This window comes from Parasphingorhabdus sp. (assembly GCF_049667325.1).
In the GTDB taxonomy this organism is placed as follows: domain Bacteria; phylum Pseudomonadota; class Alphaproteobacteria; order Sphingomonadales; family Sphingomonadaceae; genus Parasphingorhabdus.
In genome coordinates, this window is sequence record NZ_JBATHY010000074.1 from 1 (window position 1) to 13,615 (window position 13,615).

The following is a 13,615-nucleotide window of genomic DNA, read 5'->3' on the forward strand; positions in this document are numbered from 1 at the left end:
TCATTTTACCCGATCCAAAATTCAAGGATCTGATCCTTTCGAAATTCATGAACAACCTGATGATGGATGGTAAGAAATCCACCGCAGAGCGCATCGTATATGGTGCCTTTGACAGCGTTGAAGCCAAGGCGAAAAAAGATCCGCTTCAGCTGTTTCATGATGCTCTCAACAATATCAAGCCGGGCATTGAAGTGCGCAGCCGCCGTGTCGGTGGTGCGACCTATCAGGTTCCCGTCGAGGTGCGTCCCGAACGCGCGCAGGCTCTGGCAATCCGCTGGATGATCTCTGCCGCTCGCGGTCGCAGCGAAACCACAATGGCCGCACGCCTGTCGGGAGAAATCCTCGATGCGTCGAACAATCGTGGCAATGCGGTGAAAAAGCGGGAAGAAGCGCACAAGATGGCTGAAGCCAACCGCGCCTTTGCCCACTACCGCTGGTAACAAGTTTAGACCGTTCGTCCTGAGCCGGTCGAAGGGCGCTTCTCGTCAGGGAAACATATTCTCGATCGAGGCACTTCGACAAGCCCGGTGCGAACGGACTTTTTGACAAGATTTAGACCATCACAGGGCTGGCATTGTTCAGCCCATTTCACTATAGGGCGGCCTGATTTGGTTCCCCGCATACTGGAGTAAAGACTATGGCACGCAGCCATCCGCTCGAACGATATCGCAATATCGGCATCATGGCCCATATTGACGCTGGTAAAACAACCACCACCGAACGTATTCTCTATTATACGGGCAAGTCCTATAAAATCGGCGAAGTGCATGATGGCGCGGCGACGATGGACTGGATGGAGCAAGAGCAGGAGCGTGGTATTACCATCACCTCCGCCGCGACCACCTGTTTCTGGCAGGCCGAAGACCGCAAGGGTCCAGAGCACCGGATCAACATCATCGACACGCCAGGCCACGTTGACTTCACCATTGAAGTCGAACGTTCGCTGCGTGTGCTGGATGGCGCGGTCGCCTGTTTTGACGGCGTTGCCGGCGTTGAGCCACAGTCCGAAACCGTATGGCGTCAGGCAGACAAATATAAAGTGCCGCGGATGTGCTTCATCAACAAGCTCGACCGTACCGGCGCGGATTTCAAATTCTGCGTCCAGTCGATCGTCGAGCGTCTCGGCGCAACACCTGCGGTGCTGTATCTGCCGATCGGTATCGAAGCCGATCTGGTTGGTCTGGTCGATCTGGTGAACGAACGTTCGATCACCTGGAAGAACGAAGATCTTGGCGCTGAATATACCTATGGTGAAATTCCTGCGGATATGGCTGACGAAGCGGCTGAATATCGCGAGAAGCTTATCGAACTTGCGGTCGAGCAAGACGATGACATCATGGAGCAATATCTGGAAGGCAATCTGCCGGACGCAGCGACATTGAAAGCGCTGATCCGCAAGGGCACGCTGAACCAGAGTTTCGTTCCCGTGCTTTGCGGTTCGGCGTTCAAGAACAAGGGCGTCCAGCCTTTGCTCGACGCGGTTGTCGATTATATGCCGAGTCCGCTCGACGTTCCCGCCATCAAGGGCGTGAAGCTCGACGGCGAAACCGAAGACAGCCGGCCGTCATCCGATGAAGCGCCATTCTCGGCGCTTGCCTTCAAGGTCATGAACGATCCGTTCGTAGGCACGCTGACCTTCTGCCGTATCTATTCCGGCAAGCTGGAAAAGGGCACGTTGCTCAATTCGGTCAAGGACAAGAAAGAGAAGGTCGGCCGTATTCTCGAAATGCACTCCAATGATCGTAAAGATATTGACGAAGCATTTGCAGGCGACATCGTAGCTCTGGCGGGTATGAAAACAACCACCACCGGCGATACGCTTTGTGATGCCGACAAGCCGATCATTCTGGAGCGGATGGAGTTCCCCGAGCCGGTTATCGAGCTTTCGGTGGAACCAAAGACCAAGGCCGACCAGGAAAAGATGGGCGTTGCCTTGAACCGTCTTGCGGCTGAAGATCCATCCTTCCGGGTGACGACCGACCACGAATCGGGTCAGACGATCATCAAGGGCATGGGCGAGCTCCATCTCGACATTCTCGTTGACCGCATGAAGCGCGAATTCAAGGTGGAAGCCAATGTCGGCGCGCCACAGGTGGCTTATCGTGAATCGCTCGGCAAGTCGGTTGACGTTGACTACACGCATAAGAAACAGTCCGGCGGTTCCGGCCAGTTTGCGCGTATCAAGTTTGAAGTCACTCCGGGCGAGCGCGGATCGGGCATTACCTTCAGCGACGAAATCAAGGGCGGTAATATTCCGAAAGAATATATCCCGTCGGTTGAAAAAGGCATGCGCGAAACCGCCGAAACCGGTTCATTGATCGGCTTCCCGATTATCGACTTTGACATCCGCGTCTATGACGGCGCCTATCATGATGTTGACAGTTCGGCGCTGGCATTTGAAATCGCCGGTCGCGCAGCGATGCGCGAAGCGGCCCAGAAATCCGGCATCAAACTGCTTGAACCAATCATGAAAGTTGAAGTGGTTACGCCGGAAGACTATCTTGGTGATGTGATCGGCGATCTCAACTCCCGCCGTGGACAGATCCAGGGTACAGACACACGCGGCAACGCACAGGCTGTGAACGCCATGGTGCCGCTGGCCAACATGTTCGGTTATGTGAATGAACTGCGTTCCTTCAGTCAGGGACGTGCACAATATTCGATGCAATTCTCTCATTACGAGGAAGTGCCGAGCAACGTGGCAGAAGAGATCAAGGAGAAAATGGCTTAACCGCCACTCCTTTTCGAGGTAACGCGCTTTCCTTTTGCGCGGGCCTGACGGGAAATCCGCCAGACCGGCAAAAGGGTGTTGACAGAATTAGAGAGTCTCGCCAAAGCGCGGCGCAGACTATCAATACGATAGAAAATCAGAGGTAATATAAAATGGCTAAAGAGAAGTTTGAGCGCAACAAGCCGCACTGCAACATTGGTACCATCGGTCACGTCGATCACGGTAAAACCACGTTGACCGCGGCGATCACCAAGGTTCTTGCTGAATCAACCGGCGGTGTAGCCGTTGACTTCGCAAATATTGACAAGGCGCCTGAAGAGCGTGAGCGCGGCATCACCATTTCAACGGCCCACGTTGAATATGAAACCGAAGCCCGTCACTATGCGCACGTCGATTGCCCTGGACACGCTGACTATGTGAAAAACATGATCACCGGTGCTGCTCAGATGGATGGTGCTATTCTTGTGGTTAACGCTGCTGATGGTCCAATGCCCCAGACCCGTGAGCACATCCTGCTCGCTCGTCAGGTTGGCGTTCCTGCGCTTGTTGTTTTCATGAACAAGGTTGACCAGGTCGATGATGAAGAGCTTCTTGAGCTCGTCGAAATGGAAATCCGCGAACTTCTTTCCTATTATGATTTCGATGGCGATGCCATTCCGATCGTTTCCGGTTCTGCACTGGCTGCGCTCGAAGGCCGCGACGACGAAATCGGCAAGAACAAGATTCTTGAACTGATGAAAGCTGTCGATGAAGCCATTCCTCAGCCAGAACGTCCGGTTGATCTTCCGTTCCTGATGCCAATCGAGGACGTGTTCTCGATTTCCGGTCGCGGTACGGTTGTTACCGGTCGTGTTGAAAGCGGTATCGTGAATGTTGGTGACGAATGTGAAATCGTTGGTATCAAAGATACCACGAAGACCACCGTTACCGGCGTTGAAATGTTCCGCAAGCTGCTCGACTCCGGTCAAGCTGGCGACAATATCGGCGCTTTGATCCGTGGTGTTGACCGTGAAGCGGTTGAACGCGGCCAGGTTCTCTGCAAGCCCGGCTCGATTACGCCGCACACAGAATTCTCGGCTGAAGTTTACGTGCTGTCGAAAGACGAAGGTGGCCGTCATACGCCGTTCTTCGCTAACTATCGTCCGCAATTCTACTTCCGTACGACCGACGTAACCGGCGAAGTGATCCTTCCTGAAGGCACTGAAATGGTTATGCCTGGTGACAACGTAACAATCGGCGTGAAATTGATCGCTCCGATTGCCATGGATCCCGGCTTGCGCTTCGCTATTCGCGAAGGCGGACGCACCGTTGGATCAGGGGTTGTCAGCAACGTAACAAAGTAATATAGGAACGCCTCGCTGCCCGGATCGGTGATTCGGGCAGCCAGTAATTCCCGCCTACGCTAAGGCTACGGCGGACAAGTCGCCCGGTTAGAAAATCGGGCGATTTTATTTTGAAGGTTTTAACTCGGTTATCCTTTGTTGATATTTTAGCGGGCTTGCCCGCCGAAGCTTTAGCGAAGGAGGGCTCTTTGACATTGGTAACAGGTACATGGAAACGCAGAATATTCGCATCCGCTTGAAGGCATTCGACCATCGGGTTCTTGATCAAGCAACCGGCGATATCGCTGATACTGCACGTCGCACTGGCGCGCTAATTCGTGGACCGATACCTTTGCCAACGCACATAGAAAAATTTACCGTAAACCGCGGACCGCTCGTGGACAAAAAGTCCCGCGAGCAGTTTGAGGTGCGGACCTATAAAAGGTTGCTCGATATCGTGCAGCCTACGCCGCAGACCGTTGATGCTTTGATGAAGCTTGACCTTGCTGCTGGTGTAAATGTCGAGATCAAACTGGCCTGAGCCACTTGATTAGAGGTGCCCGCCCAGGCGGGGATCCAGACGAACGACAGGATACCGCCGGTTTCAACCGGGCAGCGTCCTCCGTCTCGTTCCGGAATTTTCGGAACAATACAGCCCGGACGGGGTGACGCATGACAATTTGGGCTGGCAAGCCGGACGAAATGGTTCGTTCGGCCTCTGTGAAGGAGATTGATCGTGCGTACAGGCGTGATCGCGAAAAAAATGGGGATGACCCGCTTGTTCCAAGAAGACGGTCGGCACGTGCCGGTTACCGTTCTTTCGCTGGAAGAATGCCAGGTTGTTGGCGCCCGTAATCAGGAACGTGATGGCTATTTTGCCGTTCAGCTTGGTGCAGGCCCCCGCAAAGCGAAAAATGTAAACAAGCCGCAGCGTGAAGCTTTTGCCAAGGCAGAAGTCGAACCAAAGGCGCGTGTTGCCGAATTCCGGGTCGAGAGCGAAGAAGGCTTGCTCCCCGTTGGTGCAACAATAACCGCTGACCACTTCATTGCTGGCCAGATGGTTGATATCCAGGGTGTTACGCAGGGCAAGGGCTTTGCCGGTGCCATGAAGCGTTGGGGCTTCGGTGGTATGCGTGCAACCCATGGTGTTTCCATCTCTCACCGTGCCCACGGTTCTACTGGTCAGAACCAGGATCCAGGCAAGGTGTTCAAAGGCAAGAAGATGGCCGGTCACATGGGCGCGAAAAATCGCACCCAGCAAAATCTGGAAATCGTCCGTACAGACGCCGCTCGCGGTTTGATCTTTGTGCGCGGCAGCGTTCCCGGTTCCAAAGGTGGCTGGCTTCTGGTCAAGGATGCAGTGAAAGTTGCGCTTCCCGAAGGCGTTCCATTCCCGGGTGCTATGCGCCGCAACGCGGATGAAACAAAAACGGAAGATGCTCCGGCAGGCATGATCGAAGCGGATGCAGCGATCGAAACGCCGGTTGGTCCGACCCATGAAGAAGTGGCAGCAGCGGCAGCGAAGCCAGCTGGCGAAGTCGACGAGACATCCGATGCTGCAGATGACGCAGGGAAGGAGGGCTAAGCCATGAAATTGAAAGTGATAACCCTCGACGCCAAAGCCAAGGGCGACATCGAATTGAACGATGATGTGTTCGGCATTGAAGCGCGTGCAGACATTCTCCATCGTGTCGTCAACTGGCAGCGTGAAAAAGCGCGCGGAACGGCTCGCCCGACCCGTGAACGTTCAGACGTTGCCCGGACCGGCAAGAAATATGGCAATCAAAAAGGCGGCGGTACAGCTCGTCATGGCGATCGCCGCGCTCCGATCTTTGTTGGTGGTGGTAAAGCCCACGGTGCCCGCAAGCGCGATTTCAATCCTTCGCTGAACAAGAAAGTTCGTGCTTTGGGTCTGAAAATGGCGCTGAGCGACAAGGTCAAAAACGAAAATCTGATCGTGCTGGAAAATATTGATCTGAAGGAAGCCAAGACACAGGCGCTTCTGGCCAATATCGCAAAGCTCGGTTTCGGCAAATCGGCGCTGATCATGGATGGCGATGTTGTGAACGAGGCTTTCTCGAAAGCTTCGAACAATCTTCCGCGCATCAATGTGATGTCAGCTGCCGGTGCCAATGTTTATGACATTTTGAACCATGAAACCCTGGTGCTGACGCGCGCAGCGGTAGAAAAGCTGGAGGCGCGCTTCAATGGCTAAAAAAGAAGCTGTCGATATCCGTCATTATGACGTGATTGTTGGCCCGCACATCACCGAAAAAACGACCTTGCTCAGCGAACATAACGCTGTGGTGTTCAAAGTTGCGAACACTGCAACCAAGCCGCAGATCAAGGCCGCCATCGAGGCGTTGTTTGATGTCAAAGTCAAAAACGTCAACACGCTGGTGCAAAAGGGCAAGACCAAAAAGTGGAAGGGTCGTCCCTACACTCGCAATGACATCAAGAAGGCTGTTGTCACCTTGGCCGAAGGCCAGACCATTGACATCACCACGGGAGTTTAAGGGCACATGGCATTAAAATCCTATAAACCGACAAGCCCCGCCCGGCGTGGTCTTATCCTGGTCGACAAGAGCGGCCTTTGGAAAGGCAAGCCTGTCAAAAAGCTTGTCGAAGGCAAGAACAAGACCGGTGGCCGGAACAACAAGGGCCATGTCACCTCGCGCGGCATCGCCGGCGGTCACAAGCAGAAATACCGTCTCGTCGATTTCAAACGGCGCAAATGGGATATGGCTGCGACGGTCGAGCGGATCGAATATGATCCCAACCGCACTGCCTTTATCGCGCTGCTGAAATATGAAGACGGCGAACTGGCCTATATCATTGCACCGCAGCGTCTCGACGTTGGCGACAGCGTGATCGCAGGTCACAAGACCGACGTGAAGCCAGGCAACGCGATGCTCTTGTCGCAGATGCCGGTTGGTACGATCGTGCACAATGTCGAAATGAAGCCAGGCAAGGGCGGCCAGATCGCTCGCTCTGCCGGTGCTTATGTCCAGATTGTCGGTCGTGACCGCGGTATGGTTATTGTTCGCCTGAAAAGCGGCGAGCAACGTTACTTGCGCTCCGATTGCATGGCGACCGTTGGCGCGGTTTCCAACCCGGACAATTCGAACCAGAATTTCGGCAAGGCAGGCCGCACCCGCTGGAAAGGACGTCGTCCTCTTACCCGCGGTGTTGCGAAAAACCCTGTCGATCACCCGCATGGTGGTGGTGAAGGCCGGACTTCCGGTGGTCGTCACCCGGTTACGCCATGGGGCAAGCCAACCAAGGGTGCTCGTACCCGTAGCAATAAATCGACTGACAAGATGATCATCCGGTCGCGTCACGCGAAGAAGAAGAGGTAAGCATGGCTCGTTCCATCAAAAAAGGTCCATTTGTTGACCTCCACCTGCTGAAAAAAGCGCAGACCGCGCAGGAAAACAGCGTTCGTACACCGATCAAGACCTGGTCGCGTCGTTCGACTGTCCTGCCTGACTTCGTCGGCCTGACCTTCAGCGTTTACAACGGCATGAAATTCATCCCGGTGTCGGTCAATGAAGACATGGTCGGACACAAGCTTGGCGAATTCGCGCCCACGCGCAGCTATTACGGCCATGGCGCTGACAAAAAAGGCAAGAAATAATGGGTAAGGCATCATCACCCCGCCGTGTTGGCGACAATGAAGCTTTGGCTGTCGGCAATTCCATTCGTGGTTCTGCCCAGAAGCTGAACTTGGTCGCGCAATTGATCCGTGGCCACAAGGCCGGCGACGCGCTGAACATTTTGTCCTTCTCCAAAAAGGCGATGGCAAAGGATGTCAGCAAGGTTCTGGCTTCGGCAATTGCCAATGCCGAGAATAATCATAATCTGGATGTCGATGCATTGATCGTTCACGAAGCGAGCGTCGGCAAGTCGATCACGATGAAGCGCTGGAAAGCGCGTGCTCGTGGCCGTTCAGCCAAGATTATCAAGCCATTTAGCCGCGTTCGCATTGTCGTGCGCGAGCATGAAGAGGAAGAGGCGTAACCATGGGTCAAAAGAGTAATCCTATCGGGCTTCGCCTGCAGATCAACCGGACCTGGGACAGTCGCTGGTATGCGGAAGGTTCCAATTACGGCGATCTCTTGATGGAAGACATCAAGATGCGCAAATTTATCTTCGATTCCTTGCCACAGGCAGCTATTTCGAAGGTTGTGATCGAGCGTCCGGCCAAGAACTGCCGGGTTTCTATCTATGCTGCCCGTCCTGGCGTGATCATCGGCAAGAAGGGCGCGGACATTGAAAAGCTGCGTCGCAAACTTAGCGAGATGACTACCGGCGACGTATCGTTGAACATTGTCGAAATCCGCAAGCCGGAAGTTGACGCGAAGCTGGTAGCGCAGGGCATTGGCGATCAGCTGATCCGCCGTGTGGCATTCCGGCGTGCGATGAAACGCGCGGTGCAATCTGCGCTGCGTCTTGGCGCCGAAGGCATTAAAATTGTTTGTGGTGGCCGTTTGGGCGGCGCGGAAATCGCGCGGGTTGAATGGTATCGTGAAGGCCGCGTGCCGCTCCATACGCTGCGCGCCAATATCGACTATGCCGAGTATGAAGCGCTGACCGCTTACGGCATTATCGGTATCAAGGTCTGGATTTTCAAAGGCGAAATATTGGGTCATGACCCGATGGCTCAGGACCGGTTGAATGTGGAAGCACAGACTTCCGGCGTTCGTCCGCAGCACCAACGTTGATTTTTGAGGAATAGGTAGAGCATCATGCTGCAACCCAAGAAACATAAATTCCGCAAGGCTTTCAAAGGCCGGATTAAGGGAAAGGCGCCAGGCGGCGCGACTCTGAACTTTGGTAGCTATGGCCTCAAAGCCATGGAGCCGGACCGGATTACCGCGCGCCAGATCGAAGCGGCTCGCCGTGCGATCACGCGTCACATCAAGCGTCAGGGCCGGTTGTGGATCCGGATTTTTCCGGACGTGCCAGTATCCAAGAAACCTGCCGAAGTTCGTCAGGGTAAGGGTAAGGGCTCGGTAGAATATTGGGCTGCCCGGGTAAAGCCAGGCCGGATATTGTTCGAACTGGACGGAGTTCCCGGACCGATAGCAGCGGTCGCTTTCGAGCGGGCAGCGATGAAGCTCCCGATCAAGACAAAGGTTGTGGCCCGCCTCGGCGATACGTCACATCTGGAAGGTTAAGGTAGATGAGCATTAAAACTGAAGATTTGCGGACCAAAACCGACGATCAACTCGGGGCGGAACTGGGCGAACTGAAGCGCGAGGCATTTAACCTGCGTTTTCAGGCTGCGACCAATCAGCTCGAAAAACCAAGCCGGACGCGGGAAGTGCGTCGCACAATCGCCCGGATCAAAACTTTGCAGGCCGAGCGCGCGAACGCTGCGACCGCAAAAGCTAAGGCGTAAGGAACCGATATGCCAAAACGTATTCTCACCGGCACGGTTGTGTCAGACAAGGGCGACAAGACTGTTGTCGTCAATGTCGAACGCAAGGTGAAGCACCCGCTTTACGGAAAGATTATCCGGCGCTCGAAGAAATATCATGCGCATGACGAAAACAACGAGATCAGCATGGGTGAAACCGTGCGGATCGAGGAAACGCGGCCGATTTCCAAGTTGAAGACCTGGAAAGTTCTGGAACGTGTCGGCGCAGCAGCCGGTGTGGCAACCCCGACGGTAAGCGAAATTACGGCAAGCGATCCGAAAGACGAAAAGGTCAAGGCGCCAGTGAAGCCAAAAGCTGAACCAGCGGCAGAAGAAAAGACCGAAGCCGCACCAGCGAGCGAATAAGATTAGAATATCCCGGTAATTTCCGGGGTGACGAAGTAGGAAACGCCCGGTTCTCCGGGTTTATGAAGAAGGAATTGGATCCATGATCCAGATGCAATCGAACCTGGAGGTCGCTGACAATAGCGGAGCCAAACGCGTGCAGTGCATCAAGGTGCTGGGCGGCTCGAAGCGCCGCTTTGCCGGCGTTGGCGATATTATTGTTGTGTCGATCAAGGAAGCTGCACCGCGCGGCAAGGTCAAGAAGGGCGACGTTCACCGGGCGGTGATCGTGCGCACCAAGAAGGACATTCGCCGCAAGGACGGATCGGTCATTCGCTTCGACAGCAATGCTGCGGTCCTGGTGAACAACAATCAGGAACCTATCGGTACCCGTATTTTTGGCCCCGTGGTTCGTGAACTGCGTGCGAAAAAGCATATGAAAATCATCAGCCTTGCGCCGGAGGTAATTTAATCATGGCCAATGCAAAAATCAAAAAAGGCGACACTGTTGTTGTTCTGTCCGGCAAGGACAAGGGCAAATCCGGTGAAGTCAGCAAAGTAATGCCGAAGGATGGCAAGCTCATCGTTTCCGGCATCAATATTGCTGTTCGCCACCGCAAACCGACCCAGGCAAACCCGCAGGGTGGTCTGGAACGTCGTGAGGCGGCGATGCACATCAGCAAAGTGGCTCTGGCTGATCCGAAAGACGGCAAGCCGACACGGGTTCGCTTTGAAAAGTCAAAAGACGGCAAGATGCAGCGTTTCGCTGTAAAATCCGGGGAGAAGGTCGATGGCTGATAAAAAATATATCCCGCGCATGCGCACCAAATATGACGAAGAAATCGTCAAGGCGATGCAGGAAAAATTCGGCTATTCCAATCATATGGAAGTGCCCCGGATCTCGATGATCACGATCAACATGGGTGTGGGCGAAGGCAGTCAGGACAAGAAGAAAGTCGCGACTGCTGCCAACGAAATGGAATTGATCGCTGGTCAGAAGCCAGTGGTAACCAAGGCGAAAAACTCGATCGCGACGTTCAAGTTGCGTGAAGGCATGCCGATTGGTTGCAAGGTGAATCTGCGCCGGGAACGGATGTACGAATTCATCGATCGTCTGGTAACGGTAGCAATGCCGCGTATCCGGGATTTCAGGGGTCTGAATCCGAAAAGCTTCGACGGTCGTGGCAATTTTGCCATGGGCCTGAAAGAGCAGATCATTTTCCCCGAGATCGCCTATGACAACATCGATGTGGTGCGTGGCATGGACGTGATCGTGACGACAACAGCAAGAACTGACGAAGAGGCGCGTGCGCTTCTGGCATTATTTGGTTTCCCGTTCCCCAAAGAGGAACAATCGGAAGAAAAAGAAGCCGCGTGAGCGCTTCATTATACGGAAGGACGAGAACTTAAGTCATGGCGAAACTGAGTTCCATTAACAGAAACGAAAAACGCAAACGGATGGTGAAGAAATACGCCGGCCGTTATGCGAAACTGAAGGCTATGGCAGCAGACCAGTCTCTTGACGAGACCGAGCGTCTGATGGCCCGCCTCAAAATGGCGGAAATACCGCGCAACGCGAATCCAACCCGCGTGCGCAACCGCTGTGAAACCACAGGACGGCCGCGCGGTTATTACCGCAAGTTCCGCCTGTGCCGTATCGAGCTGAGAGACATGGCCAATAAAGGTCTGATTCCCGGCGTAACGAAATCAAGCTGGTAAGGGAGAGATAATATGGCTTTTACCGATCCCTTGGGTGACATGCTCACCCGTATCCGTAACGGACAACAGGCACGCAAAGACAGCGTAGTAACCCCTGCGTCCAAATTGCGTGGTGCCGTCCTCGAAGTGTTGCAGCGCGAAGGTTATATCCGCGGCTACAGCGAAGAAGAGGTCAACAAGCACCCCGGTCTGCGGATCGAACTGAAATATTTTGAAGGCGAGCCGGCTATCCGCCACGTGGCCCGCGTTTCAAAGCCTGGTCGCCGTGTCTATAGTGGATCTGATGATCTGCCACGGGTGCGCAATGGCCTGGGCATAACAATCGTATCGACGCCAAAAGGTGTTTTGTCTGACGCGGAAGCGCGTCATGCGAAGGTCGGCGGCGAAGTACTGGCTGAGGTATTCTAATCATGTCCCGTATCGGCAAAAAATCAGTAGCTATTCCGGACGGTGTTACCGCTGTCATGGAAGATGGTCTGGTCAAGGTCAAAGGACCGAAGGGCGAATTATCGACCCCGATGGTTGATGATCTGACCTATGAACTGTCCGATGGTGGCTTGCAGGTCACGCCTGCAAACAAGTCCAAAACTGCACGCGCCTTCTGGGGCATGCAGCGTACCCTGGTACAGAATTTGGTCGACGGCGTTACCGCCGGTTTTACCAAGGTTCTGGAAATCAACGGCGTCGGTTATCGTGCAGCGGCTCAGGGCAAGAACCTGAATCTGCAACTCGGTTACAGTCATGATGTGAACTTTGCGATCCCCGACGGTATCGACATCAAGACACCGGACCAGACCACGATCGAAATTTCCGGCATGGACAAACAGCAAGTTGGCCAGGTCGCTGCCGAAATCCGGCGCTGGCGCAAGCCCGAGCCGTATAAGGGCAAGGGTATCAAATATCGCGGCGAATATATTTTCCGCAAAGAAGGGAAGAAGAAATAAGCCATGGCTAATATTTCTCAGTTCAAACGGCGCCAGCAACGCGTTCGCAGCAAATTGCGGAAGCGCGGGCTCTCAAAGCCTCGTTTGTCCGTGCATCGCACGAGCCGGCATATCTATGCCCAGGTTATCGACGATGCCGAGGGCAAAACGCTGGCTTCCGCGTCGACCATCGACAAGGCTTCGGCCGTAAAAACCGGTGCCGATAGCAAGGCCGCTGCCGATGTCGGCAAGCGCGTTGCCGAAGCAGCCAAGAAGGCTGGCGTAAAAGAAGTAATTTTTGACCGTGGCGGGTTCCTGTTTCACGGACGTGTGAAGGCCTTGGCCGACGCAGCACGTGAAGGCGGATTGGAGTTTTAATATGGCTGATGACAAAACAACACCAGAAGGCGCGGCACAGCCGGGCACCACTGGCGAAGGCAATCAGCCAGCAGCTGCTGTAGCTCCCGAAGCTAAAACCGGCGGAGCGCCCGATCGTCCAGCACGCGGCGGAAACCGTGGCGGCGGCGGTGGCAACCGTGATAACCGTGGTGGCGGTCGCGATAATCGCGGCGGCGGACGTGGCGGACGCGGCGGACGTGGCAACAACGACGGCGGTGAAGAGCTGATCGAGAAATTGGTCCACATCAACCGTGTTTCGAAGACTGTTAAGGGCGGTAAGCGCTTTGGTTTCGCCGCACTGGTTGTGGTTGGCGACGGCAAAGGCCGGGCTGGCTTCGGTAAGGGCAAGGCGCGTGAAGTGCCGGAAGCCATTACCAAGGCAACCGCAGCCGCGAAAAAAGGCATGGTTCGTGTACCGCTTCGTGAAGGCCGTACCCTGCACCATGACGGCACTGGCCAATTTGGCGCCGGTAACGTGACTGTCCGTTCGGCACCTGCCGGTACCGGTATTATTGCCGGTGGCCCAATGCGTGCTGTTTTCGAAAGTCTCGGCGTTTCCGACGTTGTGACCAAGTCTAACGGTACAGCCAATCCTTATAACATGATCCGCGCAACTTTTGCCGCACTGGCAGATCAGTCGAGCCCGAAATCCGTGTCCCAGCGACGCGGCAAGAAAGTCACCGACCTGCTTGCACGTGCTGGCGGTTCGGCTGCTGAAGTGGCAGCAGATGCCGCGGCAGTTACGGAGTAATTT

21 protein-coding genes and 1 pseudogene are annotated in these 13,615 nt (G+C 54.7%); all 22 read left to right on the forward strand.

Annotated elements, in window-relative coordinates; translation table 11 throughout:
• Positions 1-2: 2 nt before the first annotated feature.
• The 22 genes and pseudogenes from rpsG to rpsE all read left to right on the forward strand — a co-directional run bounded on the left by rpsG (position 3) and on the right by rpsE (position 13,612).
• A complete protein-coding gene (gene rpsG, locus WBM93_RS03945; protein WP_424428441.1) occupies positions 3-440 on the forward strand; it encodes a 30S ribosomal protein S7 in 438 nt (145 codons plus the stop codon).
• Between the two features lie 197 nt (positions 441-637).
• The gene (fusA, locus tag WBM93_RS03950; RefSeq protein ID WP_424428444.1) at positions 638-2,731 is read left to right on the forward strand and encodes an elongation factor G; all 2,094 of its coding nucleotides are present in this window, start codon (positions 638-640) and stop codon (positions 2,729-2,731) included.
• 152 nt (positions 2,732-2,883) lie between these two features.
• A complete protein-coding gene (tuf, locus tag WBM93_RS03955; protein ID WP_424428447.1) occupies positions 2,884-4,074 on the forward strand; it encodes an elongation factor Tu in 1,191 nt (396 codons plus the stop codon).
• Between the two features lie 208 nt (positions 4,075-4,282).
• Positions 4,283-4,594 carry a 30S ribosomal protein S10 gene (rpsJ, locus tag WBM93_RS03960; RefSeq protein WP_424428450.1) on the forward strand — a complete coding sequence of 104 codons (312 nt, stop codon included), beginning with the start codon at positions 4,283-4,285 and terminating at the stop codon, positions 4,592-4,594.
• Between the two features lie 195 nt (positions 4,595-4,789).
• Positions 4,790-5,638, forward strand: coding sequence for a 50S ribosomal protein L3 (gene rplC / locus WBM93_RS03965; protein ID WP_424428452.1), 849 nt, complete (start codon positions 4,790-4,792; stop codon positions 5,636-5,638).
• Positions 5,639-5,641: 3 nt separating this feature from the next.
• The gene (rplD, locus tag WBM93_RS03970) at positions 5,642-6,268 is read left to right on the forward strand and encodes a 50S ribosomal protein L4 (RefSeq protein WP_424428455.1); all 627 of its coding nucleotides are present in this window, start codon (positions 5,642-5,644) and stop codon (positions 6,266-6,268) included.
• Complete coding sequence (locus tag WBM93_RS03975) at positions 6,261-6,569, forward strand: 50S ribosomal protein L23 (RefSeq protein WP_424428458.1); 309 nt, start codon at positions 6,261-6,263, stop codon at positions 6,567-6,569. The genes rplD and WBM93_RS03975 overlap by 8 nt, the downstream gene beginning before the upstream one ends.
• Positions 6,570-6,575: 6 nt before the next feature.
• Positions 6,576-7,412 carry a 50S ribosomal protein L2 gene (gene rplB, locus WBM93_RS03980; RefSeq protein ID WP_424428461.1) on the forward strand — a complete coding sequence of 279 codons (837 nt, stop codon included), beginning with the start codon at positions 6,576-6,578 and terminating at the stop codon, positions 7,410-7,412.
• 2 nt (positions 7,413-7,414) lie between these two features.
• Positions 7,415-7,690, forward strand: a complete 276-nt coding sequence (gene rpsS, locus WBM93_RS03985) for a 30S ribosomal protein S19 (RefSeq protein WP_335653198.1) — start codon at positions 7,415-7,417, stop codon at positions 7,688-7,690.
• On the forward strand, positions 7,690-8,073 hold the full coding sequence (rplV, locus tag WBM93_RS03990; protein ID WP_176280099.1) for a 50S ribosomal protein L22: 384 nt from the start codon (positions 7,690-7,692) through the stop codon (positions 8,071-8,073). Before rpsS ends, rplV begins: the two co-directional genes overlap by 1 nt.
• A gap of 2 nt (positions 8,074-8,075) precedes the next feature.
• Complete coding sequence (rpsC, locus tag WBM93_RS03995) at positions 8,076-8,777, forward strand: 30S ribosomal protein S3 (RefSeq protein ID WP_424428466.1); 702 nt, start codon at positions 8,076-8,078, stop codon at positions 8,775-8,777.
• Between the two features lie 24 nt (positions 8,778-8,801).
• Complete coding sequence (gene rplP / locus WBM93_RS04000; protein ID WP_176280101.1) at positions 8,802-9,233, forward strand: 50S ribosomal protein L16; 432 nt, start codon at positions 8,802-8,804, stop codon at positions 9,231-9,233.
• A 5-nt stretch (positions 9,234-9,238) separates the two neighbouring features.
• Positions 9,239-9,457, forward strand: coding sequence for a 50S ribosomal protein L29 (gene rpmC / locus WBM93_RS04005; protein ID WP_424428470.1), 219 nt, complete (start codon positions 9,239-9,241; stop codon positions 9,455-9,457).
• Between the two features lie 9 nt (positions 9,458-9,466).
• Positions 9,467-9,718 (forward strand): annotated as a pseudogene (gene rpsQ / locus WBM93_RS04010) (30S ribosomal protein S17); the annotation flags it as partial.
• 205 nt (positions 9,719-9,923) lie between these two features.
• A complete protein-coding gene (gene rplN, locus WBM93_RS04015) occupies positions 9,924-10,292 on the forward strand; it encodes a 50S ribosomal protein L14 (protein ID WP_067198338.1) in 369 nt (122 codons plus the stop codon).
• Between the two features lie 2 nt (positions 10,293-10,294).
• Entirely contained in the window at positions 10,295-10,618 is a 324-nt protein-coding gene (gene rplX / locus WBM93_RS04020; RefSeq protein WP_424428474.1) for a 50S ribosomal protein L24, read from the forward strand.
• Entirely contained in the window at positions 10,611-11,198 is a 588-nt protein-coding gene (gene rplE, locus WBM93_RS04025; RefSeq protein WP_424428477.1) for a 50S ribosomal protein L5, read from the forward strand. Before rplX ends, rplE begins: the two co-directional genes overlap by 8 nt.
• Positions 11,199-11,233: 35 nt before the next feature.
• Positions 11,234-11,539 carry a 30S ribosomal protein S14 gene (gene rpsN, locus WBM93_RS04030; protein WP_176280104.1) on the forward strand — a complete coding sequence of 102 codons (306 nt, stop codon included), beginning with the start codon at positions 11,234-11,236 and terminating at the stop codon, positions 11,537-11,539.
• A 12-nt stretch (positions 11,540-11,551) separates the two neighbouring features.
• Positions 11,552-11,947: a 30S ribosomal protein S8 gene (gene rpsH, locus WBM93_RS04035; RefSeq protein ID WP_424428481.1), complete on the forward strand. Its 396-nt coding sequence runs from the start codon at positions 11,552-11,554 to the stop codon at positions 11,945-11,947.
• Between the two features lie 2 nt (positions 11,948-11,949).
• Positions 11,950-12,483, forward strand: coding sequence for a 50S ribosomal protein L6 (gene rplF / locus WBM93_RS04040; RefSeq protein WP_424428484.1), 534 nt, complete (start codon positions 11,950-11,952; stop codon positions 12,481-12,483).
• Between the two features lie 3 nt (positions 12,484-12,486).
• The gene (rplR, locus tag WBM93_RS04045) at positions 12,487-12,840 is read left to right on the forward strand and encodes a 50S ribosomal protein L18 (RefSeq protein ID WP_424428487.1); all 354 of its coding nucleotides are present in this window, start codon (positions 12,487-12,489) and stop codon (positions 12,838-12,840) included.
• Between the two features lies 1 nt (position 12,841).
• A complete protein-coding gene (gene rpsE, locus WBM93_RS04050; RefSeq protein WP_424428490.1) occupies positions 12,842-13,612 on the forward strand; it encodes a 30S ribosomal protein S5 in 771 nt (256 codons plus the stop codon).
• The last annotated feature ends 3 nt before the right edge of the window (positions 13,613-13,615 follow it).

What these genes read in the sequence shown, in the direction of transcription:
- rpsN (WP_176280104.1), top strand. Translation starts at nt 11,234, where the DNA reads ATGGCGAAACTGAGTTCCATTAACAGAAACGAAAAACGCAAACGGATG.
- WBM93_RS03975 (WP_424428458.1), top strand. Translation starts at nt 6,261, where the DNA reads ATGGCTAAAAAAGAAGCTGTCGATATCCGTCATTATGACGTGATTGTT.
- rpsC (WP_424428466.1), top strand. Translation starts at nt 8,076, where the DNA reads ATGGGTCAAAAGAGTAATCCTATCGGGCTTCGCCTGCAGATCAACCGG.
- rplF (WP_424428484.1), top strand. Translation starts at nt 11,950, where the DNA reads ATGTCCCGTATCGGCAAAAAATCAGTAGCTATTCCGGACGGTGTTACC.
- rplN (WP_067198338.1), top strand. Translation starts at nt 9,924, where the DNA reads ATGATCCAGATGCAATCGAACCTGGAGGTCGCTGACAATAGCGGAGCC.
- rpsS (WP_335653198.1), top strand. Translation starts at nt 7,415, where the DNA reads ATGGCTCGTTCCATCAAAAAAGGTCCATTTGTTGACCTCCACCTGCTG.
- rplR (WP_424428487.1), top strand. Translation starts at nt 12,487, where the DNA reads ATGGCTAATATTTCTCAGTTCAAACGGCGCCAGCAACGCGTTCGCAGC.
- rpsE (WP_424428490.1), top strand. Translation starts at nt 12,842, where the DNA reads ATGGCTGATGACAAAACAACACCAGAAGGCGCGGCACAGCCGGGCACC.
- tuf (WP_424428447.1), top strand. Translation starts at nt 2,884, where the DNA reads ATGGCTAAAGAGAAGTTTGAGCGCAACAAGCCGCACTGCAACATTGGT.
- fusA (WP_424428444.1), top strand. Translation starts at nt 638, where the DNA reads ATGGCACGCAGCCATCCGCTCGAACGATATCGCAATATCGGCATCATG.
- rplP (WP_176280101.1), top strand. Translation starts at nt 8,802, where the DNA reads ATGCTGCAACCCAAGAAACATAAATTCCGCAAGGCTTTCAAAGGCCGG.
- rplD (WP_424428455.1), top strand. Translation starts at nt 5,642, where the DNA reads ATGAAATTGAAAGTGATAACCCTCGACGCCAAAGCCAAGGGCGACATC.
- rplV (WP_176280099.1), top strand. Translation starts at nt 7,690, where the DNA reads ATGGGTAAGGCATCATCACCCCGCCGTGTTGGCGACAATGAAGCTTTG.
- rpsJ (WP_424428450.1), top strand. Translation starts at nt 4,283, where the DNA reads ATGGAAACGCAGAATATTCGCATCCGCTTGAAGGCATTCGACCATCGG.
- rplE (WP_424428477.1), top strand. Translation starts at nt 10,611, where the DNA reads ATGGCTGATAAAAAATATATCCCGCGCATGCGCACCAAATATGACGAA.
- rplX (WP_424428474.1), top strand. Translation starts at nt 10,295, where the DNA reads ATGGCCAATGCAAAAATCAAAAAAGGCGACACTGTTGTTGTTCTGTCC.
- rplB (WP_424428461.1), top strand. Translation starts at nt 6,576, where the DNA reads ATGGCATTAAAATCCTATAAACCGACAAGCCCCGCCCGGCGTGGTCTT.
- rpsH (WP_424428481.1), top strand. Translation starts at nt 11,552, where the DNA reads ATGGCTTTTACCGATCCCTTGGGTGACATGCTCACCCGTATCCGTAAC.
- rpmC (WP_424428470.1), top strand. Translation starts at nt 9,239, where the DNA reads ATGAGCATTAAAACTGAAGATTTGCGGACCAAAACCGACGATCAACTC.